The organism is Streptococcus sp. ELY_125 (assembly GCF_058314535.1).
Map to the genome: position 1 here is coordinate 14,416 of NZ_JBZFUM010000016.1, position 26,670 is coordinate 41,085.

A 26,670-nucleotide genomic window follows, 5' to 3' on the forward strand; every position below is an offset into this window, starting at 1 on the left:
TAGCCATAGGAAGTAGAGGATATAGACTATGGAACTGATTTATCTTTACAGTGTCACCTTGCTTATCATTTATGCTAGTGCCTTCTCCTTATCTCTCCTAGCTTTTTTAATTGAAAAGAACCAAGTTCTGAAATCAATATTTGGAATCCTTGCTATCTTTTTTACCTGTTTTATCTTAAATAGCAGTATCATCTCTATGACAGAGCTAATTAGATCATTTACACAATTTTACAATCAAACATTCGTCGGACTGCCAACGTCAAAATTAGTCCTGTCTGCCATTATTAACTTTTGTCTGCTAAAGATTATTCTTCTCTTAAGTGATCAAAAATTTACGACAGCTTATTACTTACCCTTGATAGTGAACATTGTGTGGATGCTGGCAGCCACCTACCTTGTTCAATCCCCACTGCAGGTTTTTTTATTTTATCTCCCAAATCAGCTTTTCCTATTTTACTGTGGGTGTTTAGCCATTCTAAAATCTTCCCGCGCTCTGGGTCAGAACAAACCCTACGATTTCTACCTAAGAGGTATGGGGATCATTTGTCTAATTTTTGCAATTAGTATTACACTGGAAGACTTCATCGTTATTTTCTATATTGATCACTACTCATCCCTTAACCTAAAAATTCAAAACCGTAATTTTAATGAAGACCTCTTTTCAATAACCTATGCCATTATCCTTAGCTACTCCCTTTTAAAAAACCTGCGATTAAAGTTTAACAACCAAACAACAAATGTGGATCTAACGAAGGAGACAACCGCCGCCTTTAAAAATTTTTGCTGCAGTTATGATCTTACTGCTAGAGAAAGTGAAATTCTTCAGCTCCTTCTTAAACATAAGAATAACCAAGAGATTGCTGATACGCTTTATTTATCTGTAGGAACTGTTAAAACCCATACTCACAACATCTATATCAAACTGAATATCAACAAAAGAGAAGAATTATTCAATCTTTATCAAGAATATTCCGCAGCTTTTTAAACCAGTACCAAGAAAATGGCACTGTGAAACTTGTTTAATAAAATAGGCTAAATTCTTTAAGATATCCAATCCTTCCATAAAAATCATTCAACTTTTTGACGATCTGATTTTAAACCAAATACTTTTTCAAAAATAAAAAAGCCAGCAGTCACCACCGAATCGGTCGCCTGCTGGCTTTCTCAGTGCTATCGTTTTTCAAGAAGTTTCCGCTTTTTAAGCCTCCTTCTAAGCACTATTTTTATCTGTAAGTTTTTTACACTTGTAAAGATCAACCTACTGCAGTTTTTGTCCATTCACCAACTCATAGTAGCGGGCAATAGCTGAATGGTCATCTGAACCGTAGTCATGAGCTTTCAGCACTTGTAAAATTTCCATGGCTTGAGCTGTGAACGGCGTTGAGACATTGTAGGAATGCGAAGCATCCAAAGCGTTTTGCAAATCCTTGATATGCAAATCAATACGGAAACCTGGCGCAAAGTCACCGTCAAAGATTTTTTGTGATTTTTGATCCATGACGGTCGAGCCAGCAAGACCGCCTCGAATAGCTTCGTAAACCCGTGATGGATCGACGCCAGCCTTCTTAGCCAAAGAGTAAGCTTCTGACACCGCCGCAATATTGACTGCAACAATCATTTGGTTGGCCAACTTAGTCAAATTACCAGCACCAACTTCACCGACTAAAGTAACGCTGCTAGCCATGGCCTGCAGGACATCCTTATATTGTTCAAAAACTTTTTCGTCGCCGCCAACCATAACAGCAATAGTCCCGTCAATAGCCTTGGGTTCACCGCCAGATACAGGAGCATCCAAGAAGGAAACAGACTGCTCCTTCAATTTATCATGAAATTCTTTACTAGCTACCGGTGAAATAGAACTCATATCAATAACTGCTTGACCGGCACTCAAGCCCTCAGCAATCCCATTTTCGTCAAATAGGGCTGCTTTGACGTGCGGTGAATTGGGCAGCATAGTGATCACAAGGTCACCTTTTTGAGCAGCATCCTTACCGCTTTCTGCAGCATGTCCGCCGGCTGCCACCAAAGCATCAACACTCGCTTGATTAAAATCGAAACCATAGACTTCATGACCAGCTTTTACTAGATTGATAGCCATTGGTTTTCCCATAATACCTAATCCGACAAATCCGATTTTCATCTTTAATACATCCCTTCTAAATTCTTACCTTACATTGTAGCAGACCTTTATTTCAAGATAAATAGTCCATGGACTACAATTATAAGGTGTTATCATCAATTATTTGGTCAATGTACCAAATAAACTGATAAGATTGCGACTGGCTGAAGCGACTAAATTCCTCGTATCAGCCATAGCTTCTTCCAAGCTCATTGGCCGATTAACGACATCAAAGACACCTGCTATACCCTGACGGTAAACTTCATCCAAGTCTAAAGAACGGCTACCAACAATAGCTACCGTAGGCACACGGTATTTTTGAGCGATGGCAGCAATGCCAATAGGAGCCTTACCATTGATGGACTGGCCGTCCATACGTCCTTCGCCAGTGATAACTAAGTCCGCCTGCTTGATATCTTCTTCAATATGAATCATCTGCAGAATCTTATCAATACCGCGCTCTGGTTTCCCATCTAAGAAAGCCATCAGACCGGCTCCAAGCCCGCCTGCAGCCCCTGCTCCCGGGATATCCTTAATATCCTTTTGCAAGTTTTTCTTAATGACCTCAGCAAAATTGGCAAGACCTTCATCTAAAACAGTAATTAGGTCAGCAGTGGCACCTTTTTGCGGTCCATAAATCGCTGTTGCACCGTTATCACCGCAAAGCGGATTGGTCACATCAGATAGAATATGTAATTCTACCGAGCGACAGCTATCCCTTATAGCAGAAGCATCCAAGTCAGCTATTTCCCCTAAATTTTCAACAGTCGCTGCTAGTTCTTGTTGGTGGCTATCAAAGAATCTGACACCCAACGCTGATGCCATGCCCAAGCCACCGTCATTAGTCGCTGAACCACCGATGCCGATGTAAATACGTTCTACACCATGCTCCAGAGCATCTTTTATGAGCTGCCCGGTACCATAGGTAGAAGCTTGCATCACATTTAAGGACTCAGGCGCAATCAAGGTAATACCAGAAGCTGATGCCATCTCCAAGACAGCCGTTTTTCCATCGTCAATAATAGCATAGGAAGCATTGACAGGGGTACCAAGCGGACCTTGCACACAAACCGTAACCCTCTCACCGTGATTAACATCAAGAATAGCATCAACCGTTCCTTCTCCGCCATCCGCGATCGCAAAAATCTTCGTCTCATAATCAGGATATAGGCTGCGGATACCTTCAGAAATATAGGTTCCAACTTCTTTAGAACTGGCACTGCCCTTAAAAGAGTCCGATGCAATGACAATCCTTTTCCCCATACAGATACCTCCTGCTAATATTATTTATTCAGGTGGAAGAAAACCACCTTGGCGCATTTCTTCTTTCATTTTTTCTAGGACAGGGCCTACTGTTGCTTCTGTCGGCAAAATTGATTTACCGACATCCATTCCCATCAGATTAGCCATATCCTTAGTAGCAGCTGGGAAGCTTGCTGCATCTTGAGATAGGCGAATAGGATTGAGCTTAAACTGAGCTTCTAAGGACCTAGCAAAGTCCCCGGCAACATAGTAATCATAAATACTGCTGACCAAGTGAGTGTACATATTGGCTGTGGAGCAAACACTGCCAACCGCACCTACACAGAGACCTGGAAAAACAACCGTATCTTTGCCTGTCAGTACTCGGAAATTGACATCCTGAGTCTGACGGACCAGTTCACTGCAAAAGGTGATATCTCCGCTTGATTCCTTGATACCGATAATGTTGGACACATCGTGAGCCAAACGGACAATAATATCCAGCGGAACAGAATAGCCAGAGCGACCAGGATTATTGTAAATCAGCACAGCCGTATCAGGAACACTGTCCGCAATAGCCTTAAAATGGTGGTATAAAGCTTCTGGTGTCGGCTTAATAAACATCGGATTCAAAATGGATACAGCAGCAATGTCCCTTTTTGCAGCTTCTTGAGCAAGCTCAATGCACTTGCGAGTACGGATAGCACCGATACCAAAATAAACGGGAACACGGCCAGCAGCTTCTTCCAGCATCACATCAAGGGCATGGAACATCTCAGACGGTTCAAACATGTAAAATTCTGAATTACTACCAAAAGCCAAAATTCCGTGTACCCCATTGTCAATGACGTGATTAACAATCTTTCTTAATTTGACGTCATCAATATTTTCATCGTCGTCCACTGGTGTAATAATTGGGACGATAATACCTTTTACATCTTCTTTATCAAACACTGAGATTATCTCCTATCTTACTAAACTTGGCTTTTTATTGTCAAACGTCCAATCTGGAATCAAATATTGCATGGCCAGAGCATCATCACGCGCGCCAAGATTCTTATCAAGGTAGAGCTGATGGGCTTTTTTGATGGCAGCCAGATCAGGTTTGATACCTAAACCAACAGAATCTTTGGCAATATGGATAAGACCATCCCTAATCACATGAGGATTCTCTGACAGAGCTTGGCCATCCTGCCATATATAATGCGTGTCACAAGCATTGATATCGCCTGGTGCTGCTGCAGCCGCATGGGCTACCATGGCCAAGGAAATATCGAAGTGGTTGTTGGAATGAACGCCCCAAGTCATGCCAAAATCATGGCACATCTGAGCGACACGGACAGAGCCCTGCATGGTCCAGAAATGCGGATCAGCAAGCGGAATCGTTACAGAATGCAAAGCAACAGAATGCTGCATTTGCCGCCAGTCTGTCGCAACCATATTAGTTGCCGTCGGAATTCCAGTAGCTTTGACAAATTCGGCCATGACTTCACGGCCACTAAAGCCATCTTCTGCCCCACAAGGGTCTTCGATATAAGCAGCAATGCCTTTTAAATCTTTACCGATTTCAATGGCCTCTTTCAAGGACCAAGCACCGTTTGGATCAAGAGTGATACGGGCATTTGGAAATTCTTTTTTCAAAGCTTTAATAGCCTTAGCTTCTTCCTTGCCCTCCAGAACTCCGCCTTTAAGTTTAAAATCCTTAAAGCCATAGCGCTTGTAGGCAGCCTTGGCTAAATCAACAATAGCTTCCGGTGTCATAGCTTCCTTGCGACGCAGGCGACCCCAGTCATCGGAATCGTCATCTCCTTGTAGATAAGGAAGATCGGTTTTATTAGGATCAGCAACATAGAAGAGATAACCCAAGAAAGGCACATCTTCACGAACTTGTCCATCTCCTAAAAGAGCAGCCACTGGTACTTGAAGATGCTGACCCAAAAGGTCAAGCAAAGGCGTTTCTACTGCTGTTTGAACGTGAACAGTTGTCCGGAGATCAAACGTTTGGAGGCCTCGGCCGCCTGAGTCAAGCTGGCCAAATTGCTGACCAATTTCTTTGACAATATTTTTGTACTCTCCGATGCTGCGTCCGACAACTAAGTCTTTAGCCTTTTCTAAAGTATCTGTAATTTTCTGGCCGCCCGGAACCTCACCGACACCCAGATTCCCTGAGCTGTCTTCTAAGACGACCACATTGCGCGTGAAATAGGGACCGTGAGCTCCGCTTAAATTTAATAGCATAGAATCATATCCAGCAACCGGGTAAACATCCATTTTAACAACTGTAGGCACTGACATTTTTTATCCTCCGAAATCATCTTTTTTCATTTATTTTTTATTGAAATACTTGGGCATCGACTTGTAAGTCCGGTAGAACATCCTTATTGAGCGTAAGTCCCAGACCCAGACGTGTCGGTACTTTCATCTTGCCATCTACCAATTCTACTTTTTCTTCAAAAAGACCAACCGTTTCAAACCATTCAAAATGTTCTACCCAAGCATCGCCGCTGTAGCAAGCTGTTAGTGGCAGATGGAGCTCCATGCTGTAGTGCGGCGCCAAGACTAAATGATTTTCTTCAGCCCGCTGGAGCACCTTTTGAAACTGCGTGATGCCGCCGATCCGCGGTGCATCAAGCTGACAAACATCAAAAGCCCGTTTATCAAAGAAAGGAAGGCCTTCTTCGTAACTGGTCAGCATTTCTCCTGTTGCAATCGGTGTCCCCAGAGCTTGTGATAGACGCAGGTGCCCTTCAACATCATGGCAGGTCACAGGTTCTTCAAACCAAACCAGATTGTACTCGTCAAAATACTTACCAGCCTTAAGGGCCGTTGAGACATCCCACTGCTGATTAGCATCAATCATAATCGGAACATCATCACCCAGCGCCTTTCTCAAAGCAGCCACACGTTTGACATCATCTTTGTAGTCGGGCTGACCGACCTTGATCTTTACACCGCCGACACCTTGTTCCAATACCGTATTGGCATGGGCAATCACTTCGTCAATCGTGTCCTGCAGAAAGCCGCCGGTTGTGTTGTAGCAAGGAACATATTCTTTATGTTGCCCCAAAAGCTTACTCAGCGGTAAGCCGGCACGCTTAGCCTTAATATCCCACAGAGCGATATCAAAAGGCGTGATTCCCTGCACAGCAACACCAGTATTGCCGATGGAAATACTAGACCACAATAATTTATTCCATAAGCGGCTGATATCGTTAGGATCCTGTCCTAATAGCAAGGGTGCATATTCCTTCGATAGAGCATACTGAGCCGGGCCGCCGTTTCGTTTGCAGTAGGTGTAGCCCATTCCCGTGTAGCCGCCTTCCGTCTCAATCAGAGCCGCTGTAATCATGACTTCTTTTAGGGGTGTCTGCTTACCTTGGATAACCTTGGCATCACTGACAGGCTTTTTGAGCGGAACGCGTATCAACTTTACTTCAACTTTTGTAATCTTATCTATCATACAATCGAACCTCCATATAATCAGTGACAGAAGACCGGCCGATTAGGATCGAACTGCCAGCCCTCTTCTAGATACTGCATGGCAATGGTATCATCACGATCTTTAAATGCCATTTGATGGTAAAGTTCATTTTGCTTCCCTAATTTATCCAAATCAATCTCAACACCTAAGCCGGGTTTATCCGGAAGCTTGATTTTCCCATCAATAAAGCTGAGCGGTTCTTTGAGCAAGGACTCACCATCCTGCCAGATCCAGTGTGTATCAACCGGAGCAATCTTGCCTGGAGCTGCAGCTGCAACCTGTACAAAGGTCGCAAGTGTAATGTCAAAATGATTATTGGAATGCGAGCCCCAAGTTAGACCCCACTCATTCAAAAGATAGGCCATACGAACACTGCCATTTAGAGTCCAAAAATGCGGGTCGGCTAAAACAATATTGACGCTGCGCAGAGCCGCAGCATGGTGAAATTGCCGCCAGTTGGTCGCAATCATATTGGTCGCCACAGGAATTCCCGTGGCATCGCGATATTCTGCCATGATTTCACGGCTGGAGAGGCCCTGTTCCGGACCGCAAGGATCCTCAATATAAGTCAGCACATTTTTACGGTCTTGTGTCAGAGTAACCGCTTCTTCCAGCGTCCAAGCTCCATTTGGATCAATGTTAATGCGAGCATCTGGGAAGGCTGCCTTCAAAGCGTCAACAGCCTGCATCTCTTCTTCGCCAGATAAAACGCCGCCTTTTAGTTTAAAATTGTTAAAACCATATTTGTCTTTGAGCACACGCGCCTGTTTGACAATCGCCTCAGGCGCCATCATTTCGGTTCGGCGCAGCGACTCCCAGCTGTCGCCGCCTTCACCCTTTTCATAGGGTAAATCAATCTTAGAAGAATCCGCCGAGTAAAAGAGATAACCTAAAAACTCAACCTCATCACGTTGAATACCGCCTTCGCCCAAAAGAGCAGCAACAGGCAGCTCTAAGAATTTCCCCAGCAAATCCAGCATGGCGCATTCAATAGCAGCTTCAGATTGAACCACAAATTTTAAATTTGAGATGTTGAGCTGCTGCAGACCCTCACCAGTATCTTGTACAGCCCTTTCACGGCTCCTGCGGATATTGGTCAGAACCTTACGGTACTCACTGACACGTTCACCAAGAACAAAGGGCTTATAGCTCTCAAGTTGCTTGGTGATATGCTCTCCGCCGTGTATTTCTCCGATACCAAGATTACCGCTATCGTCTTTTAAAACAACAATATTTCTTGTAAAGTAAGGAGCGTGACAGCCGCTTAACGTTAGCAAGGGACTGTCATGACCAGCAACAGGATAAACAGCCATTTCAATGACTTTCGGTGCTTTACCCATATTTTTCTCCTTTATTTAAGATACAAAGGCGTAAGCGACACATAGCAAAATAGGAAAGCTGACGAAGATGCCTAGCATCTAGGAAGTCTTTATCTTTTTGCACAGTGTCGTAGCCGTGTTCAGTTACCAAGATACAAAGAGCGTTAGCGAACAAGGGCAAAATAGGAGATTCGACGAAGCGCCACAGGACGCTAGGGGAAGCTATCTTTTTGACACAGCTCGCAGCTCGTGTTCAGTTATTTAAGATACTAAGGGCATTAAGAAAGCGAGAAGAAAATAGGAGGCTTGAGGCCATGCGCTTTACGCATAAGGCAGGCTATCTTTTTCTCAACGCTTTTAGCCCGTGTTCAGTTACTAAGATATGGCAGAGGATTGTTATCTAAGTGCTTTCCACTTGATAACAAACGCCAATCAACAGGAGTTCATTGGTTCTAAAGCATCTAATGAACTGTGCAGGGGGTAATACTTCTTGGCATAGCCAACAAGTCTTTACTCCCAACCATTGCATCAAACTGCTATATCTTAAATAGTTAAATGAAGCAGGACTTTTTGTCCCAGCCTCCTTATATAAACTAGATAGAGTAGCCTAAGCTGTAAACACTCAGACGGCAACAGCTACAGTTTTTCATAGTTGCTTCTAGCTCGCAACTGAGAATTGATTTTTAAACAACACCAAATGAAGCGACGATAGCAATGAAAACTGAATTCAGCAGAGGGAAAGCTGCTCCCAGCCAGAATTCATGATAGTAGCCTTCTTTATGAGTTAAGTGAGTATAGTTGAGACGGTTGATAACCGAACCGTTGTGTGGTAGAGAGTCCAGACCGTAACAAGAGATATTAACCATACGGTGCAAAACATCTGCACTGATACCCTGCTTCAAAAAACGCGGTGCAAAAACATTGAGCGAAATGGCTTCACCACCCGAAGCAGAACCTGTAATACCAGCAATTAAGTTCGTCGCAATCGCTAATTGAATCAGCGGTGGCCCTGGAATTTTGTCCAAGTTATTAACCAGATAATCAAAGCCTGGTGCCGCAGCAACAATACCACCGAAACCAACAACAGAGGCAACATTCATGATAGACTTCATCGTTGAGTTAACACCATCAGCCATGGTATTTTTAAAGTTAGCAAATTTATTATAGTAGAGAGTAAAGCAAGCCAAGCAGCCAAGAGTCAAAGAAAGGTAAGGAGGAACATTAAAAACATTCATAGCGACAATCAGAACAATAGAGGGCACAAGTGCTTTGATAAAATCTAGCGTTGTCGTCTTTTTATCCATAGCCTTTAAGGCTAAAATTTGCGAAGCTTCTTCCATTTTATGCCCAGTCTTTTCGAAACCTTCTCCGCGCTTTTCATTACGTTTGAGCATCCACCAAATGTACCAAGCCCCAAAGATGATGGATACGCCAGCTGCGATAACCCCAAGAACAGGAGCCGCCGTTGGTTTGGTTCCTAATGTCTCCATCGGAATCAGATTCTGGATAGCCGGTGAACCTGGCAGGATAGCTGTCCACATAGAACCACCATAAACCGCAACAGCAATAATGAAATGCCAGGGAATGTCCAACTCTTTAAAAATCCGAAAACAGATGGGAGCAATCGTAAAGATAACAACAAAACCACTGACTCCACCAAATGACAGAATAGCTGTAATGAGGGAAAGTCCCATCAAAACCCAAAATTTAGCATTTTTAGTTCCCATTTTTAGAGACCATTCTGCGATTTTATTAGCAATATCTTGAGCCGCTCCACAATCTCCAAGCATAGAACCAAGAATGGTTGCCGGCAAGAAAATTAAAAAGTTATCTTTTGCAAAATCAGCAAAAGCTGATGCATAGTCGTTAGTCAGACTTTCTGTCACCGGCAGACCTGATAAAAGAATGACAACAAGAGAGGCAACTGGCCCTAAAATTAAAATAGGAAACTGCTTATAAGAACCCCAAATCAAAAAGGCTAAGGCAACCAGAACACCTAACAAGCTAATTAGTCCACTGTCCATAATCGTACTCCTTTAGCATTAAAATTGAACATCGAGAAAACCATTAACAGCAACAAAACACTCTCCCATGATCTGCCCCGTAATATCATTCTCAATCAGCGATGCTTAAGAGTAAACGCTACTGACCCGGTACAGAACGATAGCAGGCTTACTCTCAGATTCGATGGCTCCATGGTACCACATTCTCCTTTTTATGTTCAACGTTTCACAAACTATAGTTTGCTAGGCAGTTTCCCCTAATTTTTTAGTCTCTGTAACAAATTAATTTTTCTAACTGCTTATACTATTTAAGATTTATAGGGTATCCGTTTAGATAGCATAAATGGGAAGTTGTAGGATTTTTCCGCATAATATAAGCAATATCTAGACTTAGCAAGCAAGAAACAAAATAGGCTGCAATAGACTCTTCCTAAAAATTAATCATAGTCCGTTTTTATTACAAAAACTAATGCTAAAAGTAGTATAATGACTCTAGTACCTGAGGGAGGAAAAACATTTATGATTGAGGCTAGTGTCGTTCAGGATATCCTGACTCGTATGAAGGAAATCATCAATCAAGAATTGAACTTCTTTTCGACTGAAGGCGTCATTATTGCCAGCACCGATCCCAACCGCATCGGCCAAGTCAATCACGAAGGAGCGCAGTTTGCTCTCGATAAAAATCAGCCTATCGTTATTGAATTCGATAACCAGTACGAGGGAGCCAAACAAGGGATTAACCTGCCAGTTGACATTGATAACCAAATCGTTGGTGTTATCGGTATTACCGGCAAAAAAGAGGAGGTCTCTCAGTATGGGCAAATTATTAAAGAGATGACCAAAATCCTCATCTTGAATAATGCTGCTCGAGAACTTGTTTATAACCGGCGCAATGTCCACCGAAACATTATTGATTATATTCAAAATGATGATCAGAGCGATGCTTTTTCTGTTGAAATGCTCTACGGTATCAATCTGTCGTCTAAAAAATATACTGCTATCGTCGGTTTACCCAACGGCAGTCTGACTGAACAGTATTTTGATGACATCTCTAATGTTTATCTAGATTTAGAACTCTTATTAGGAGATGAAGATGCTATCTTTGAAGTTAGGGGAAATATGATTCTAGTGCTCTTGCGGCTCAAAGAGCCTTCAGCTGCCTCCAAAATTATTAAAAAAATAGAGAGTGTCATTAAAAAGAAGTACAAGATATCTCTATTATTTGGTGTCGGCATGCCTGGTCAAGGAAAAGAGGAGTTAAATCGGAGCATCAGCCAGGCCAAAACCGCCCTAGGCTGGAATAAAACGTTTTACCAAAAACGAGAGCTCTTATTCACCGATATGGAGTATGGACTAGTGCTACACAATATTGCTGATATCCATAAAAGGTATTTCTTAGATAAGATTTTTGCCCACCTCTCTCAAAAAGAAATAGAGGACATGATACCCCTTTTAGATACCTACGAGACTTGTAACGGCAGCATTAAAAAATGTGCTGTAAAGTTATTTATCCACAAAAACACGGTCCAGTATAAGCTCAATAAAATTACCGAGAAAACCGGCCATGACCCAAGAAAGCTTTCAGATTTTTTCATCCTAAAGCTAGCTTCTATTCTCTACAAAATGCAAAAATAAGCCAACTCATCCAAGACAGGAGCCGTCCTCAATCAAATTCCACAGTATTTATGGAGGTCTACTATGAATGATTTACTACTACAGCCTGCCCTAGGAATCGGAACATGGTTTTTAGGAGAAAAGGCTGCTGCTGAAAAAGAAGAACTAGCCGCCTTACAGTATGCCCTAGATAAGGGAGTGACCATTATTGATACAGCAGAAATGTATGGTAACGGTAAGGCCGAGAGGTTGGTTGGTAAGGCTATTCAGCCTTTCGATCGCGATAAGCTCTACCTAATTTCCAAAGTACTGCCCTCAAATGCTAACAAAAAGCATATGGAGATCAGTCTCGATGCTTCACTTAAAGCCCTACAAACAGATTATTTAGATCTTTACCTCTACCACTGGCGTGGAGGAACTCCACTTTCTGAAACGATATCAGAGTTAGAGCGTTTAAAAAGCAAAGGAAAAATCAAAGCTTGGGGAGTCTCTAATTTCGACCTAGAAGATATGCAAGAACTCTTAGCTTTGCCGGCAGGCAGTCATTGCCAAGCTAATGAAGTCTTATACCACCTAGGCTCCCGCGGTATCGAATACTGTTTGAAACCCTTTCAAGATCAGCATCATATTCCTACGATTGCTTACTGTCCTCTAGCCCAAGCAGGATCCTTGCAAAGAAAATTACTCCACGATAAAGGTCTCTCTGATATTGCCCAAGCATTAAATATCAATATTTACCAACTTTTACTGGCTTTCACTTTGGCCCAGCCCAATATGATCTCAATTCCCCGAACTGGGCAAGTGACACACATGAAAGAACTTATCGCTGCCCAAGACATCAAGCTTACTCCTGACATTATGGAACAACTTAACAAACTGTTCCCAGCGCCTCGGCACCGAGTTCCTCTGGACATTGAATAAAATCTGGCTTTAGACCTGTATACAAAAAAGCACCTAGCTATGAATGCAGTTAGGTGCTTTCTTATCTTAAATCACTAATTAGTTATTGAATGATACGTGGACATGATCGTAGTGGTTCGCTGTAGCATCACCGCGGTCTGGCATGTCGTTCCAAGTGTAAGCTGGACCGTAGATATTGTCAGTCGGAGCATAGAATTTTTGCTGATAAATCACGTAAGAGATATTATTAGCTTCCATGTTTGAAGTTGCGTAATCAGCAACTTCTTGACCGAGTTGAGTATTGTCATAGGTCATAACATCAACAGCGTTACCTGTTCCGTGGTCGCCCGAGTCACCTGGACGAACACCGCCGATATCAGTAGCTCCGTAACGGTTGGCAACATCATTAGCGAAAGCTGCTGCAGATGGCTGAAGACCTGTAGTATCGACGGTCGCACCAGTTCCTTGAGCTGCTTCCGATGTCGCTGTTGGCTGTACTTCTTCTTGTACTGGAGCAGCAGCCTCTGGAGCCGCCTCAGCAGCTGGAGCCTCTGATTGTGCTGGAGCTTCCGAAGCGACAACTTCTGCTTGGCTAGCTTCTGACACAGGAGCTGCCTCAGCTGTTGAAGCTTGCTCAGCTGCCTGACTGGCTGTTTGTTCAGCATTAGTATCAGCTGCTTCTGTCGCTGCTGGAGGAACTGCCGCTTCTGACTGCACCGGAGCTGGCGCTTCTGCTACTTCAGAAGATTGGGTTGCTTCTGATGACTGAGCTGCTGGATATTCCGCAGGTACTTCAGTGTTCACCGCCGGTGTCTCACTTGAGGCTGGTGTCTCAACTTCATCTAAAGAAGTCGTTGTATCACCAACAGTCACTTCATTGGTCGAAAGATTGACAGAAGCAGACTGACCTGCATTTGCACTGTCACCCGCACCCTCAATCGTAACACCTGTTGCATTGTGCTGAGCGTCATAAGTCGTTGTAATAGTCGTTCCTGGATAAATCAAGTCGATGTTAGCAATTTGGTTAACCTTAGCTAACACATTGACATCTACACCCATAGCTTGCGCGATGGTGCTGAGTGTATCACCAGTTTTAACAGTATAAGTGCTAGTATCTCCTTGATTGACAAGATCCATTTTAACTTCTTCAACTGAGCGAGGAGCCCAGTTTTGGTTTGCCAAAGCTTCTTCAGCCTTAACATTAACAGCTGCAAAAAGCGATAGAGCAACAGTTGAGGCTAATAGCATTTTTTTGTTGAGTTTCATGTTATAAGTCCCTTTCTTTCTACCCAGTCAATCAACCGAGTTTTATTGGAGAGGTTCGCTATTCAAAGGAGCGAATACACCTAATCATTTTTAGTACGCTATCTATCCTATCACAGATTTTCAAAAAATCCACCTCAACGGCTCGCCTTAACAAAAGTATATTATAGCTGTAACATTTGACTTATTTGTAATACCCTACTAATTAGTAATTTTAAAAAACAAACTGCCTAAATAGCTATCTATCAATAATGTGCCAGAGGCTGGGCAAAACTCGTCCAGTATTCCTCTTTTAGAATAAGCTCTTGACGCAGTTGTTGGGATAAGGCTAGTCAGGTAAGCCAAGAAGTCTTATCCCTGCACAGTTCGTTAGAGAGTGGGACAGAAGTTAATTTTTTATATAAATCGACTTCATCGTCCTACCTCCATTTTGGATATAGGAATCTGCCGCGAGAAATAAACTAACTAGAACTTAAAAAACTGGCTCCTGTTCAATACAGAAGCTCAGTCCTCCTCTTAAAATACATCATCCAACTTTTGAAGTGAAGCCTAATGCCCTTGGTATAACTTTTCAATTAATGTTCCCGTCAAACTCCCGATCCCATAAATTTATAAAAAGGAGTCAACAGCTGAAATAGGGAATATATTCAATTCCAATAGCGAACAGCAGCTATTGACTTTTTAAACACCAATCATTTTATGAAGTCATCACAAATATAGCTTTCTTCTGGCAAGATTGGATAGCTTACATTATACTTTTCTTTAATTAATTTACAGTAGCCATTTATACCGACAGAGTATTCTTGGTAGATTTTTTCATCAGCGATAGTTGTATAATAAATTTTTAATAGCTGGGGAACGTGGGTAAAAATCGCTGACGCTCCCCTACTGCCATTTAACAAGAACTTAAAAATCGCCTCTTGATGTTCTCTTGATACAACATAAATCCTTTGACTGTCGCTTAATTTTGGAATAAGAGCGTAGCTTCCTTGATTTCCAAATTGGATTTGAAGATCAAATACAGGACGACTGTTTTGAATTTCAACTGACAAAATTTTGTCTTTTTTGTCTTTTGCAGCATAGAACTCTTTAAAATTCTGTGTTGTCAGCTTTTTGGTATTTGTATTACGATTGGTTAACCCAAACCAATATTTATCATGATAATAAATAGAGCAGCCTGATTTAATAGTTTGATAATCATACTCTAAAAATAGTTTTGGGCGTTGCCTTTTGAGATTCTTTTCATTTTCTAAATAAAGCTGAAAATGAATAACAACTAGTGAGATGACAATACCAGTCATTGCTCCATAAAAGCTCAACCAATCACCTAAATTAGTATCTAACAAACTAGAAATAGAAGATAAAATAAATGAAAATATCGGCCCAGAAATAACAACCAATACAATAAGCAAGACTAAAACTTTCCTATTTTCCTTAAAATACTTCAACATAACTAATCCTTTTTAAAAAGAGGCTGGGACAGACACATCGATAGTATTACTACCAATTGTATCTGTCCCGCTCATCATTTTTCTCTATCAATGCCTAAAATGTCTCACCCCTGTAAACACCATAGCGATACCGTATCTATCCGCCGCTTCAATGACTTCTTGGTCGCGGACAGAACCACCTGGCTGGATGATCGCCTTGATGCCTGCAGCTGCAATTTCTTCAACGTTATCGGCAAAGGGGAAGAATGCATCGCTGGCAAGAACTGCCCCATCAAGACGGTCTGATGCCTGTTCCAGAGCAATCTTAACCGCACCAACTCGGTTAGTCTGACCTGGGCCAACGCCAAGAGTCATGTGGTCGTTGGCAATCAAGATACCATTTGATTTGACATACTTGATGGCCTTCCAAGCAAACTCAAGGGCTGTTTGCTCACGGTCATCAGGCTGACGTTTGGTGACAGCTTTCCAGTCAGCTGGATTTTCCTTGACCACATCTTGATTTTGGACAAGGAGACCGCCAACCACACCGGTGTATTCTGCTTCAATTTCACTGGCTTCTTGCGCATCAAATGGTAACTCCAAGATACGCAAGTTTTTCTTTTTAGTTCTAAGAATCTTAAGCGCTTCATCTGAATAAGACGGTGCAATGATGATTTCTAAGAAGATGCTATGCATTTTTTCAGCAGTAGCCGCATCCACCTCACGATTAAGCACAACAATACCACCGAAAATAGAAACTGGATCAGCTGCGTAAGCATTGTCCCAAGCGCCTTCAATCGTGTCAGCCTGACCGATACCGCAAGGGTTCATGTGCTTGAGGGCAACAACCGTCGGACGATCAGTAAAATCACGAATAATACGAATAGCTGCATCAGCGTCACGGATGTTGTTGAATGAGAGTTCTTTACCGTTGAGCTGTTTGGCTGAGGCAATGGAATACTCGGTCGGAATGGCCGATCGATAGAAATCCGCATCCTGCTGTGGGTTCTCACCATAGCGCATAGGCTGTTTAAGATCGTAGGTGATGGTTAATTTTTCAGGCTTGGTCTCACCCACTTGCGCTGTGAAATAATCGGCAATAAGTGCGTCGTAAGCCGCTGTATGGCGGTAAACCTTAGCAGCCAAGCGCTGACGAATGGCGTAAGTTGTTTCACCATCCGCTTTAAGCTCATCAAGTACCACCGCATAGTCCGAAGGATCCACGATAACCGTAACACTGGCATGATTTTTCGCAGCCGAACGCAGCATAGACGGTCCGCCGATGTCAATATTTTCTACAGCATCCGCATAAGTGACATCTGGTTTGAGGATGGTTTCCTTGAAAGGATAAAGATTGACCACCACGAGATCGATGAGTTCAATATTATTATCCCTTGCAGCCTGCAGATGACTATCCAAATCACGACGTGCTAGGAGTCCACCGTGAATATCAGGGTGAAGGGTCTTGACACGACCATCCATCATTTCAGGAAAGCCAGTCACATCGTCAATAGCGATGGTAGCAATCCCTGCATTATCAAGGGCAACCTTAGTTCCTCCAGTTGAGATAATATCCCAACCAAGTTTTTTAAGTTCTTGGGCAAACTCTACGATGCCCGCTTTGTCTGATACACTGATTAGTGCGCGTTTAGTCATGATTCTTCCTTTCATTGATACTTTTTAGCATCGTATCCATGTTGCTTATTTTTATTCTATTAGTATTTTCTGATTTTAGGTGCTTGGTAGGTTTTTATAAATTCTTCTATTTCTACTAAATTATCAGAGAAGAGAATTTTATCGCGGTCTGCCTGACTGAGAAATCCTTCCCTTACCATATCATCATATTGGTCTTGTAAACGATCAAAATACCCAGATACATTATATAAAATACAAGGGCCGTCATTTTGACCGATCCGAGACCAGGATATAACCTCAGTAATCTCCTCCAAGGTTCCTGGGCCACCTGGGAGAGCTATAAATGTATCACCGAGTTCAACCATTTTTGCCTTACGACTAGGCATATCATCAACTACGATTAGCTCATTTATATCGGAATGTGCGATTTCTCTATCCTTTAAAAAACTTGGGATAACTCCTAGAGCATAACCTCCATTCGCTAGAACAGTATCCGCTATAAGCCCCATAAGACCGATTTTGCCGCCACCATAAACTAAGTCATGACCATTATGAGCCAGCCATTGTCCAAGTTCTCTGGCTTTAGTTTGGTAAATATCCTTATGGCCCAAGCTAGCTCCACAATAAACCGTTACTTTCATGGTGCAAATCTCTTTTCCAATTTATTTTTATGGGTTTCCATAATATCCTCCAAAGAAATTTGGTACTTATCGGCCAGAATAAAAATATTATCTAGCACATCTCCCAGCTCTTCCTTGATATCAGCAAGATTTTCAGCATCACCTTGAACGAGCTCATCAGGCCTATCCCGACCGATCTCTCTTTTTCTAACAGCCTGCGCCAACTCTCCGACCTCTTCTGTCAAAAAATTACAGCGGATAAAGGGGTTGTACTGATACCAATGACGCTTTTTATAAAAAGCACTGACCCAATTTTGATAATCTTTTAGATCCATTATTTTTCCTCAACTTCAAGTTCTCTCAGCACCTCTGGATACAACTGATACTCAGCCTCATGGATCCGAGCTTCAAAGGTTTCAATGGTGTCATCAGCTAGGCGTGGCACGCGCACTTGTTTGATAATTTGGCCCGTGTCAACACCGCTATCCACCCAGTGAACTGTCACACCGCTCTCAGAAACACCTGCATTCCAGGCATCTTCGATACCATGGGCACCGGGAAATTCGGGCAGATAGGCTGGATGGATATTGATGATATGCCCCTGATAGGCCGACAGAAGCGTCGTTCCTATAATTTTCATGTATCCAGCGAGGACAATCAAATCAATCTGATGTTGCTCTAAGAGTTCCAAGATAGAGGTTTCATAGTCTACCTTACTGCTGAATTCCTTAAGTTCAAAGGCGTAGGATAGAACATTTAGGTTCTGCGCCCGTTCAAGCACGTAGGCATCCCGGTGATCCGAGAAGAGAAACTCAACGGGGAATTGCTCAGCGATAACTTGGAAATTGGAGCCATTCCCAGAAGCAAAGATTGCGATCTTTTTTCCCATTACTTAATCACCACACTAGCGTCAGTTTTTTCCACAATGCGACCTAACTCATAGACAACTTCATCTACCAGTTCTTTGACACGATCCACATTTTCAGGACTTACCGCCAACATGAGACCAATCCCCATATTGAAAATTTCAAACATTTCCTCATGCTTGATCTCGCCGTATTTTTCAAGAGCTTTGAAAATTGGTAGAACAGGTACCTTATCTTCTTCGATTTCAGCTGCCAAATGGTCACTAAACATACGAGGAACATTCTCGACAAAGCCACCGCCTGTGATATGGGCAATGCCATTGACCAGCTCTTCCTTAATCAATGGCAGAGCTGCTTTGACATAAATGCGTGTTGGTTCAAGCAGGACTTCCTTAAGTTTTTTGCCGTCTAATTCTGGCAGCACTTCTTCACCCGTATAGTCTGCAAAGACATGGCGGACAAGCGAATAACCATTTGAATGAATACCGCTAGATGCAAGACCCAGAAGCACATCGCCTTCCTTAACTTTTGAGCCGTTAATGATTTGACTTTTTTCAGCAATACCGACCGCAAAGCCCGCTAAATCGTAGTCGTCTTGGCCATACATACCAGGCATTTCAGCCGTTTCCCCGCCGATAAGGGCCGCACCAGCCTGCACACAGCCTTCAGCGACACCGGCAACAACCTGCTCCAATTTAGACGGCTCATTTTTGCCAGTCGCGATATAATCAAGGAAGTAGAGGGGCTCAGCACCTGCCGCAATGATATCATTGACACACATGGCAACACAGTCCTGACCGATGGTATCGTGCTTATCATATTTAATAGCCAGCATAAGCTTGGTTCCAACACCATCTGTCCCTGAAATGAGGACGGGCTCTTTAACACCAGTTGTCGTCAAATCAAACATGCCACCGAAGCCCCCAAGAGCTCCCATGACCCCCAGACGCTCTGTCCGTGCAACATGTTTTTTGATACGTTCGACCACTTCATAACCAGCCTCAACATCAACACCCGATTGGGCGTAAGCATTTTTGTTTTCAGACATCTTTTCTCCTCTTTTTAATATGGGCAATTCTCCTAAGCTTTCAACCTTAGGATTTTGCCAAATTTGATAAACTTTCTAAAACCTTCTCCATCATATCAACACCTGGTATATGACCAGTATTTCTGACAATACTTAATTGAAGGTTATCATTTGTCGTTTGGCCAATTAACTTTTTTATCGTTTTCGTTGATGTCACAATATCTGTATCCCCTTGAAAAACTCTGTAAGGAATAGCTATAGACTCAAGTGTTTCACTCAAATCAACCTGAAGGAGCTCACGCCAGAGAGGAAGAGCAGTACTCTTCCAATAGCCATTATTGACAATTGCCTTAAAGTCACGAAATCTATAATCAGGACTGGTCAACAATCCCCAGATAATAGGAAAAGTGGGAATTTTATTTCCTTTTTTATTGATATAACCATCTGTATATTTGTTAATACTAGAACTAATCAATTGGAGGTCTTTAGTGGCAAGGGTTTGAGCAGTTATTTGACGAATCCTATCAAGTTTTCTTTTGGGGATAGCGGAGTCCGCCAGTGTATTTATCACTTCATCACAGAGAAAAAGAGCATTAATAACTTGTCCTGAAACGACAACACCATCTACGAGTTGTGGATACTGACTCGCCACTAGAGCACTGAGTACAGAACCCCAGGACATACTAAACAGATAAAGTGGATTGTTAGGGAACAACTTTTTAACCTCTTCTATGAGGTCTCTGGTCATATCAATAAAAGTACTAATTTTAAAACATTCATCAATGGGATAATTGTTTATCCCGCAACCTAGCTAATCCCAGTAAACCATGATAAACTGACTGGTAAATTGGGGAAACAAACCTCTACAGCCAACTGAAAAAGGTATCGGACCTCCCGGTCCGCCGTGCAAAGTCATAACAAGAGGAAGAGTGGCATTTTCCCTTTCAATCAACACCTTCTGCGAAAAACCTGCTAGTGAAAAGGTATGAATTTCTGATACAGCGTTCTGCGCAATAATCTCTCGCCTTCGTTTATTCAAACTATCCCTTCTCCCTAGAAAAAATTCGTCTTCTCTTTAAGACTTTTCAGATAGCGTTCCTCATAGTCATAGAGAGGGGTTGGATAATCACCATCAAAGTAGGCGACGCAAAGACCGCCATTGGGCGCATCGGTTTCAAGGCCAACGGAATCAATCAGACCTTCTTTCGACAGATAGGTTAGACTATCTGCACCGATGATTTGACGAACTTCCTCAACACTATGATTAGCTGAGATAAGCTCTTTTCGATCTTGAATATCGATACCATAAAAACATGGATAGGCTAAAGGCGGGCTGGCAATAGCCACATGCACTTCTGCTGCCCCCGCTTCACGAAGAAGCTGCACAATCCGGCGACTGGTCGTTCCACGAACAATAGAGTCATCGATCATAACCACGCGCTTGCCCTTAACCACACCGGAAACGGCTGACAACTTCATGCGTACCCCTTGCTCCCGCAGTTCCTGCGTTGGCTGGATAAAGGTACGCTGAGTGTACTGGTTTTTGATCAGCCCCATTTCATTTGGTAAGCCAGATTCTTCTGAAAAGCCCATGGCTGCTGATAAAGAAGAATTAGGCACGCCAACGACAATATCCGCCTGCTGATGAAATTCCTGAGCCAAACGTTTACCCATGTTTTTGCGCGCTGTATGAACATTAACACCAGCAATGGTCGAGTCCGGACGGGCAAAGTAGACATATTCCATAGAGCAGATAGCCAGCTGAGTGTCTGCCGTATAGCTATCGTAGTGAATACCTTCATCATCGATTATCACAAGTTCACCAGGTTTAACATCCCGAACCCACTGGGCACCGACAACCTCAAAAGCACATGTCTCAGAAGACACCACCCAAGCGCCATTTTTCATACGACCGATAGACAAGGGACGAAAACCATTAGGATCCAGAGCTGCTATCAGTTTATCCTCAGTCATGAGCAGATAGGCAAAACCACCTTTAATAGTATTAAGCGCTTCTTTAACCTTATCAATAAAATCTGTTTGTTGACTATGGCGAATGAGGTGGGCTAGAATCTCAGTGTCAGAGGTTGACGAAAAGATGGCCCCTTTTTCTTCCAGTTCACGCCGCAAGGAAACAGCATTGGTCAAGTTACCATTGTGAGCCAGACCAAGGTCACCATCGTGAAAACGAAAGTAGAAGGGCTGAATATTATCAACACTGGCTTCACCAGCCGTCGCATAGCGAACATGGCCAATAGCCCCTGTCCCCTTTAACTTAGCCAGATCATCTGAATTCTTGAAGACTTCAGATAGCAAGCCAACATCACGATGACGCTTTAGGATTTTTCGATCGTTCGTTAATATTCCAGCACCTTCTTGCCCACGGTGCTGGAGACTATGTAAGCCAAAATAAGTTACTTGAGCGGCTTGAGGATGATTCCAAATTCCGAACAGGCCGCACTCTTCATTCAGAGATTTTACTTCGTATGTCATTTTTACCTCGATACAAAGGCCATTAAGCCACCGTCAAAATGGGAAAGCGGCAGAAATCTTGATTTCCCAAGCGCTTTACCTTTTTGACACAGTGCTTAGGCCGTGTTCAGTACAGCATATAAACTGTATGTTTATTTCCCAGTAAAGTATTTCGCAGCACTTTCAAACAGATACTGGTTTTTGTTCCCAGGAATATTTTGGAACAATCCTTCCTCAAAACGTTCAGAATGTCCCATCTTACCGATAATCTGGCCGTTCTCACTGATGATACCCTCAATAGCATAGTAAGAACCATTGGGATTGAAACGCGAATCCATACTTGGCTGACCGTCAAAATCAACGTACTGGCTCCAAATTTGCCCATTGTCACGAAGCTGGTTAAATTCCTCTGGACTGACGACAAATTTTCCTTCCCCATGTGAAACTGGGATCGTATGAATATCACCAACTTCAACGCCAGACAACCACGGAGAGTTGGTATTGGCAATACGGGTTTCAACCATTTTAGCTACGTGTTGGTTAGCATCGTTGTAAAAGAGAGTTGGACTGGTCTTAGAAGATTTTTCAAAATTACCATAAGGCAGAAGACCGGATTTGACAAGAGCTTGGAACCCATTACAGATGCCGATGATCAGTCCACCTCTTTCAATAAAGTTGTCAATAGCTGCGCGAACTTTTGCATTGAGCAAGATATTGACAATGAACTTAGCCGAACCATCTGGCTCATCTGCTGCTGAAAAGCCACCGGCGAAAAAGATAATATTTGCCTTGGCAATGTTGTCAACCATAGTGTCAACCGATTTTTCAATAGCTACTTCATTAAGAGTAACAAATGGAACTAGGTTGGTCTTGGCCCCTGCCTGCTCAAAAGCCTTTGCGGAATCATATTCTGAATTCGTCCCCGGAAAAACAGGAATATAGACAAGTGGCTCTTTCACTTTCTTTAATGCACTTACAGGCACCGGTTTTGTAACTGCTGGAACTTCCCCAAAATCAGAACTCTGTGCAAAAATTGTTGGATAAATATCTTCTAACCTTCCTTCAAAAGCAGCTAACAGCTTACTACCAGAGATATTTACACCATTGACAGACAGTGTAAAGTCTCCACGTGTTTGGCCAATCTTTTTAATGCCCGGAATTTCCTGAGAAGATGTGAAAACAAAGCCACCTAACTGACCTGTCAAGATAGTGTCAACTTTGTCAATATGGATACTTGCTCCAATATGATTACCAAAGCTCATAAGAGCTAAGCTTTCCATTAAGCCACCATATTTAACAGCTGCAGCTGATGATAGCTCATATTGGGCATGAATTTCTGAAAAGCATTCAAAACTACCCTTGATACCTGAAAAATTAATCGTCTCAGAGAGAGCCTGTCCAGGAATATAATAAATAGTTTCCCCAGCCGCTTTAAACTCAGGGGAGAGCACCTTATTTGTATCAGCCGTTGTCACACCAAAGGCCACCAAAGTAGGGGGCACGGTTAATTCTTCAAAGGTCCCAGACATAGAATCCTTGCCACCAATTGATGGTAGACCGAGCTGAACCTGTGCTTCAACAGAACCAAGAAGAGCTGCAACTGGCTGACCAAAACGCTCCGCCATTTTATCCATACGCTGAAAGTATTCTTGATATGAGAAGCGTGCTTGTGACCACTTGGCTCCTGTCGCTGCCAAACGTGCTGTCGCTTCAATAACCGCATAGGCTGCGCCGTGGTAAGGGGACCATTCCGCGATGTAAGGGTTATAGCCTTGTGCCATGACCGATGCTGTTCGTGTCACACCGTCTTGGACAGGTAATTTTTGTACAGAACTTTCAGCAGGAGTAATTTGATAACGGCCACCAAGCGGATGGTTGACAGTTGAGCGCCCAACTGAACTATCAAAAATAGTTTGCAGCCCTTTCTGACTCGTATGGTTAAGTTCTGAAAGAACAGCTATTGTATCTTGTTCAAGAGTTTTTTCTGATGTTATCCGCTTTTCTGGTAACTTGACAGAACTGTCAATAACCTTAGCATCCACTTGTACACGGACACCATTCGTATCTAAAAAAGCGCGTTCTAAATCAACAATAGTGCGACCTCTCCAAGTCATAACAAGATTTGGCTTTTCAGTTACAGTTGCCACCACAATGGCAGCAATATTTTCTCTGGCACAAGCCTCCACAAAATGATCCGCATCCTCAGGAGCTACAACAACAGCCATCCGCTCCTGTGACTCCGAGATAGCAATCTCGGTCCCATTCAAACCAGCATATTTCAAGGGAACTTTATCTAGGTTAATATTGAGGCCATCAGCTAGTTCACCAATTGCGACACAGACACCGCCAGCTCCAAAATCATTGGATTTTTTAACCAGACGCGTCACGTCACCATTACGAAATAGCCGTTGAATTTTGCGCTCCTCAAGTGCATTCCCTTTTTGAACCTCAGCCCCAGCTGTTTCTACAGACTCAGCTGTTTGAACCTTAGACGAACCAGTCGCACCACCAATTCCGTCACGCCCTGTTTTTCCACCAAGAAGAATCACCACATCACCAGCTGCAGGCTTTTCACGCCGAACATTAACTTTCGGTGCCACTCCGACAACTGCCCCAAGCTCCATACGCTTAGCCACAAATCCTGGGTGAAAATACTCTTTGACATACGTTGTTGCCAAACCAATTTGATTACCGTAAGAAGAATAACCATGAGCTGCAGTTTTTGAAATGACCTGCTGCGGTAACTTACCGGTACGAGTGTCAGATATTGCAGCTGTAATATCACCAGCACCTGAAATTCTCATGGCCTGATAAACATAGGAACGTCCTGATAAAGGATCACGGATTGCCCCGCCGATACAGGTTGCCGCACCGCCAAAAGGCTCAATTTCCGTTGGATGATTGTGGGTTTCATTCTTAAACATCAGAAGCCAAGGTTCTTTGACACCATTGACATCAACGTCAATTTCGACAGAGCAAGCATTAATTTCATCAGACACTTCCATATCATCAAGACGTCCATTAGCCCGTTCATACCGCCCAAAAATCGTCGCCATATCCATAAGAGTCTGCGGTTTATGATCACGGCCTAATTCATGGCGCATGGCCAGATACTTTTCGTAACTTGCCTGCAACTGTGATTGGAACTGCGAAGCTGAGAAATCTATTGATTTCAACTCAGTTTCAAAAGTCGTATGACGGCAGTGATCTGACCAGTAAGTATCCAAAACTTTGAGCTCTGTCTCGGTAGGAACACGGCCTAACTTTTTAAAGTAATTTTGAATAAAAAGCAAATCATCTACTTCCATAGCTAAACCCTGTTCAGCCTTATAACTTGTAAACTGTTCTGCTGTATAGTTGTCAAAGAAATCTAAGGTCATAATTCTCTCATCAGAGAACGAGAAATCTTGTGGTTGAATATCAGTCCTTATATCTTTAAAGCGGGAATCAACGGGATTTAGCAGATAAGCTTTGACTGCTTCTAACTCTTCTGGTTTAATATCCTTATTGATAAGGTAAAGCTGGGCTGTATGAACAACACTATCGTCAGCTCCCCCCAACAAAAGAAGAGCTTCCTGCGCACTTGCTGCGCGCTGATCAAACTGCCCCGGCAAGGCCTCGATCGCAAAGAAAGCAAAATCGTCAAGAGCCGCAACTAATTCAGATTCATCTAAAAGACAGTCAGTTACGCGTTCAGAAAACACCTGCAACTCTGCTGACTTTAATAATTCCTTGTCAATATTAAAAACATCGTACACCTGAATCAACCGGATGCTTGACAAGCTTGTCAACTGTAAACGATGTGTCAACTCTTTGACAAGGGCTTCCGCTTTCCCCCGAAAATCAGTCTTTTTTTCTACAAAAATACGTTTATCCATAACACTAAAAATTACCCTTAACCTCAATTCTTAAAATTATCACGTGAGCACTTAAACCAATTCTTGCAACTTAGTCCATACCAACTGATAAATATCTGTCAAATTCCCTAAATCCCGGCGAAAAACATCTTTATCCATATGATTTCCTTTTTCATCCCAAAGACGGCAATTATCCGGTGAAAATTCATCAGCTAAGATGATGTCCCCATTTTGATCGAAACCAAATTCTAATTTGAAATCAATCAGTGTCAAACCAATCTGGTTGAACCAATCTGTCAAGAGTTGATTGATGCGGCGAGTCTCAGCTTTCAAAAAAGCAATCTGTTCATCGTTGGCAATCCCCAAAAACTTGACATGCTCATCATTGATAAAAGGATCATCCAAATCATCATTCTTATAATAAAATTCCACAATTGGACTTTCAAGCTTATTACCTTCTTCCAAGCCAAAACGCTTGGCGAAGGAACCAGCAGTGTAGTTACGCAACACCACTTCTAAAGGGATAATCTCAACCTTCTTATTCAATTGTTCAGTTTCCGATAGAGATTTAACAAAGTGAGTCGCAACTCCTGCTTGATTCAATTTTTTAAAAATAAAAGATGAGATTTGATTGTTCAGTCCCCCCTTACCTTGAATGGTCTCTTTTCGAGCCCCATTGAGCATAGTAGCCTGGTCCTTGTAAACAGACACAATCAAATTCTCATCTTCTGTATCAAAAATGTCCTTCGCCTTACCACTATAAATCAACTGTTTTTTCATTAGAAAGTTCGCCTTTCGTTTTTATTATATTAAAGTTTAACA

General features: G+C 42.7%; 22 protein-coding genes. 3 read left to right on the forward strand and 19 right to left on the reverse strand.

Translation table 11 applies throughout. The annotated features are described in order from the left end of the window. Window positions 1-28 precede the first annotated feature (28 nt). The gene (locus tag AC4HAL_RS07275; RefSeq protein ID WP_491093627.1) at window positions 29-985 is read left to right on the forward strand and encodes a response regulator transcription factor; all 957 of its coding nucleotides are present in this window, start codon (window positions 29-31) and stop codon (window positions 983-985) included. Window positions 986-1,258: 273 nt separating this feature from the next. On the opposite strand, the gene garR is transcribed toward AC4HAL_RS07275, so the two are convergent. The 7 genes from garR to AC4HAL_RS07310 all read right to left on the reverse strand — a co-directional run bounded on the left by garR (window position 1,259) and on the right by AC4HAL_RS07310 (window position 10,185). Beyond that, window positions 1,259-2,140, reverse strand: a complete 882-nt coding sequence (garR, locus tag AC4HAL_RS07280) for a 2-hydroxy-3-oxopropionate reductase (RefSeq protein WP_491093628.1) — start codon at window positions 2,138-2,140, stop codon at window positions 1,259-1,261. Between the two features lie 99 nt (window positions 2,141-2,239). Then, window positions 2,240-3,382 (reverse strand): glycerate kinase, encoded by a 1,143-nt coding sequence (locus AC4HAL_RS07285; RefSeq protein ID WP_491093629.1) that lies wholly within the window; start codon window positions 3,380-3,382, stop codon window positions 2,240-2,242. 24 nt (window positions 3,383-3,406) lie between these two features. Next, entirely contained in the window at window positions 3,407-4,315 is a 909-nt protein-coding gene (locus tag AC4HAL_RS07290; protein ID WP_491093630.1) for a dihydrodipicolinate synthase family protein, read from the reverse strand. 12 nt (window positions 4,316-4,327) lie between these two features. Then, window positions 4,328-5,656, reverse strand: a complete 1,329-nt coding sequence (locus tag AC4HAL_RS07295; RefSeq protein WP_491093631.1) for an enolase C-terminal domain-like protein — start codon at window positions 5,654-5,656, stop codon at window positions 4,328-4,330. A gap of 37 nt (window positions 5,657-5,693) precedes the next feature. Beyond that, the gene (locus AC4HAL_RS07300; protein WP_491093632.1) at window positions 5,694-6,821 is read right to left on the reverse strand and encodes an L-talarate/galactarate dehydratase; all 1,128 of its coding nucleotides are present in this window, start codon (window positions 6,819-6,821) and stop codon (window positions 5,694-5,696) included. Between the two features lie 20 nt (window positions 6,822-6,841). Continuing rightward, window positions 6,842-8,182: an enolase C-terminal domain-like protein gene (locus tag AC4HAL_RS07305; protein ID WP_491093633.1), complete on the reverse strand. Its 1,341-nt coding sequence runs from the start codon at window positions 8,180-8,182 to the stop codon at window positions 6,842-6,844. A 662-nt stretch (window positions 8,183-8,844) separates the two neighbouring features. Beyond that, the gene (locus AC4HAL_RS07310; RefSeq protein WP_491093634.1) at window positions 8,845-10,185 is read right to left on the reverse strand and encodes a GntP family permease; all 1,341 of its coding nucleotides are present in this window, start codon (window positions 10,183-10,185) and stop codon (window positions 8,845-8,847) included. A gap of 498 nt (window positions 10,186-10,683) precedes the next feature. Between AC4HAL_RS07310 and AC4HAL_RS07315 the strand changes: the two genes are divergently transcribed. Together AC4HAL_RS07315 and AC4HAL_RS07320 are read left to right on the forward strand one after the other, a co-directional pair. Further along, window positions 10,684-11,799 carry a CdaR family transcriptional regulator gene (locus AC4HAL_RS07315; protein WP_491093635.1) on the forward strand — a complete coding sequence of 372 codons (1,116 nt, stop codon included), beginning with the start codon at window positions 10,684-10,686 and terminating at the stop codon, window positions 11,797-11,799. 63 nt (window positions 11,800-11,862) lie between these two features. Next, window positions 11,863-12,699, forward strand: a complete 837-nt coding sequence (locus AC4HAL_RS07320; protein ID WP_491093636.1) for an aldo/keto reductase — start codon at window positions 11,863-11,865, stop codon at window positions 12,697-12,699. Between the two features lie 78 nt (window positions 12,700-12,777). Here AC4HAL_RS07320 and AC4HAL_RS07325 read toward each other — a convergent pair whose 3' ends face one another. The 12 genes from AC4HAL_RS07325 to purC all read right to left on the reverse strand — a co-directional run bounded on the left by AC4HAL_RS07325 (window position 12,778) and on the right by purC (window position 26,628). Next, window positions 12,778-13,944, reverse strand: a complete 1,167-nt coding sequence (locus AC4HAL_RS07325; RefSeq protein WP_491093637.1) for a LysM peptidoglycan-binding domain-containing protein — start codon at window positions 13,942-13,944, stop codon at window positions 12,778-12,780. A gap of 689 nt (window positions 13,945-14,633) precedes the next feature. Then, window positions 14,634-15,392 carry a hypothetical protein gene (locus tag AC4HAL_RS07330; RefSeq protein ID WP_491093638.1) on the reverse strand — a complete coding sequence of 253 codons (759 nt, stop codon included), beginning with the start codon at window positions 15,390-15,392 and terminating at the stop codon, window positions 14,634-14,636. 87 nt (window positions 15,393-15,479) lie between these two features. Further along, window positions 15,480-17,027, reverse strand: coding sequence for a bifunctional phosphoribosylaminoimidazolecarboxamide formyltransferase/IMP cyclohydrolase (gene purH / locus AC4HAL_RS07335; RefSeq protein WP_491093639.1), 1,548 nt, complete (start codon window positions 17,025-17,027; stop codon window positions 15,480-15,482). A gap of 59 nt (window positions 17,028-17,086) precedes the next feature. Next, window positions 17,087-17,647: an LOG family protein gene (locus AC4HAL_RS07340; protein ID WP_491093640.1), complete on the reverse strand. Its 561-nt coding sequence runs from the start codon at window positions 17,645-17,647 to the stop codon at window positions 17,087-17,089. Beyond that, complete coding sequence (locus tag AC4HAL_RS07345; protein ID WP_491093641.1) at window positions 17,644-17,961, reverse strand: MazG nucleotide pyrophosphohydrolase domain-containing protein; 318 nt, start codon at window positions 17,959-17,961, stop codon at window positions 17,644-17,646. The genes AC4HAL_RS07340 and AC4HAL_RS07345 overlap by 4 nt, the downstream gene beginning before the upstream one ends. After that, window positions 17,961-18,515, reverse strand: coding sequence for a phosphoribosylglycinamide formyltransferase (purN, locus tag AC4HAL_RS07350; RefSeq protein WP_491093642.1), 555 nt, complete (start codon window positions 18,513-18,515; stop codon window positions 17,961-17,963). Before purN ends, AC4HAL_RS07345 begins: the two co-directional genes overlap by 1 nt. Next, window positions 18,515-19,540 carry a phosphoribosylformylglycinamidine cyclo-ligase gene (gene purM / locus AC4HAL_RS07355; RefSeq protein ID WP_491093643.1) on the reverse strand — a complete coding sequence of 342 codons (1,026 nt, stop codon included), beginning with the start codon at window positions 19,538-19,540 and terminating at the stop codon, window positions 18,515-18,517. Before purM ends, purN begins: the two co-directional genes overlap by 1 nt. 46 nt (window positions 19,541-19,586) lie before the next feature. Further along, entirely contained in the window at window positions 19,587-20,318 is a 732-nt protein-coding gene (locus AC4HAL_RS07360) for an alpha/beta fold hydrolase (RefSeq protein WP_491093660.1), read from the reverse strand. Window positions 20,319-20,330: 12 nt separating this feature from the next. Continuing rightward, the gene (locus AC4HAL_RS07365) at window positions 20,331-20,558 is read right to left on the reverse strand and encodes a hypothetical protein (RefSeq protein ID WP_491093644.1); all 228 of its coding nucleotides are present in this window, start codon (window positions 20,556-20,558) and stop codon (window positions 20,331-20,333) included. Between the two features lie 14 nt (window positions 20,559-20,572). Then, the gene (purF, locus tag AC4HAL_RS07370) at window positions 20,573-22,012 is read right to left on the reverse strand and encodes an amidophosphoribosyltransferase (protein ID WP_491093645.1); all 1,440 of its coding nucleotides are present in this window, start codon (window positions 22,010-22,012) and stop codon (window positions 20,573-20,575) included. Window positions 22,013-22,143: 131 nt separating this feature from the next. After that, window positions 22,144-25,869, reverse strand: coding sequence for a phosphoribosylformylglycinamidine synthase (locus AC4HAL_RS07375; RefSeq protein WP_491093646.1), 3,726 nt, complete (start codon window positions 25,867-25,869; stop codon window positions 22,144-22,146). A 51-nt stretch (window positions 25,870-25,920) separates the two neighbouring features. Beyond that, a complete protein-coding gene (gene purC, locus AC4HAL_RS07380; protein ID WP_491093647.1) occupies window positions 25,921-26,628 on the reverse strand; it encodes a phosphoribosylaminoimidazolesuccinocarboxamide synthase in 708 nt (235 codons plus the stop codon). Window positions 26,629-26,670: the final 42 nt, after the last annotated feature.

Coding starts and splice junctions, on each gene's coding strand:
- AC4HAL_RS07285 (WP_491093629.1), bottom strand. CDS start 3,382: ATGGGGAAAAGGATTGTCATTGCATCGGACTCTTTTAAGGGCAGTGCC.
- AC4HAL_RS07275 (WP_491093627.1), top strand. CDS start 29: ATGGAACTGATTTATCTTTACAGTGTCACCTTGCTTATCATTTATGCT.
- AC4HAL_RS07305 (WP_491093633.1), bottom strand. CDS start 8,182: ATGGGTAAAGCACCGAAAGTCATTGAAATGGCTGTTTATCCTGTTGCT.
- AC4HAL_RS07320 (WP_491093636.1), top strand. CDS start 11,863: ATGAATGATTTACTACTACAGCCTGCCCTAGGAATCGGAACATGGTTT.
- purF (WP_491093645.1), bottom strand. CDS start 22,012: ATGACATACGAAGTAAAATCTCTGAATGAAGAGTGCGGCCTGTTCGGA.
- garR (WP_491093628.1), bottom strand. CDS start 2,140: ATGAAAATCGGATTTGTCGGATTAGGTATTATGGGAAAACCAATGGCT.
- purM (WP_491093643.1), bottom strand. CDS start 19,540: ATGTCTGAAAACAAAAATGCTTACGCCCAATCGGGTGTTGATGTTGAG.
- purN (WP_491093642.1), bottom strand. CDS start 18,515: ATGGGAAAAAAGATCGCAATCTTTGCTTCTGGGAATGGCTCCAATTTC.
- AC4HAL_RS07375 (WP_491093646.1), bottom strand. CDS start 25,869: ATGGATAAACGTATTTTTGTAGAAAAAAAGACTGATTTTCGGGGGAAA.
- AC4HAL_RS07315 (WP_491093635.1), top strand. CDS start 10,684: ATGATTGAGGCTAGTGTCGTTCAGGATATCCTGACTCGTATGAAGGAA.
- AC4HAL_RS07310 (WP_491093634.1), bottom strand. CDS start 10,185: ATGGACAGTGGACTAATTAGCTTGTTAGGTGTTCTGGTTGCCTTAGCC.
- AC4HAL_RS07330 (WP_491093638.1), bottom strand. CDS start 15,392: ATGTTGAAGTATTTTAAGGAAAATAGGAAAGTTTTAGTCTTGCTTATT.
- purC (WP_491093647.1), bottom strand. CDS start 26,628: ATGAAAAAACAGTTGATTTATAGTGGTAAGGCGAAGGACATTTTTGAT.
- AC4HAL_RS07300 (WP_491093632.1), bottom strand. CDS start 6,821: ATGATAGATAAGATTACAAAAGTTGAAGTAAAGTTGATACGCGTTCCG.
- AC4HAL_RS07345 (WP_491093641.1), bottom strand. CDS start 17,961: ATGGATCTAAAAGATTATCAAAATTGGGTCAGTGCTTTTTATAAAAAG.
- purH (WP_491093639.1), bottom strand. CDS start 17,027: ATGACTAAACGCGCACTAATCAGTGTATCAGACAAAGCGGGCATCGTA.
- AC4HAL_RS07340 (WP_491093640.1), bottom strand. CDS start 17,647: ATGAAAGTAACGGTTTATTGTGGAGCTAGCTTGGGCCATAAGGATATT.
- AC4HAL_RS07295 (WP_491093631.1), bottom strand. CDS start 5,656: ATGTCAGTGCCTACAGTTGTTAAAATGGATGTTTACCCGGTTGCTGGA.
- AC4HAL_RS07325 (WP_491093637.1), bottom strand. CDS start 13,944: ATGAAACTCAACAAAAAAATGCTATTAGCCTCAACTGTTGCTCTATCG.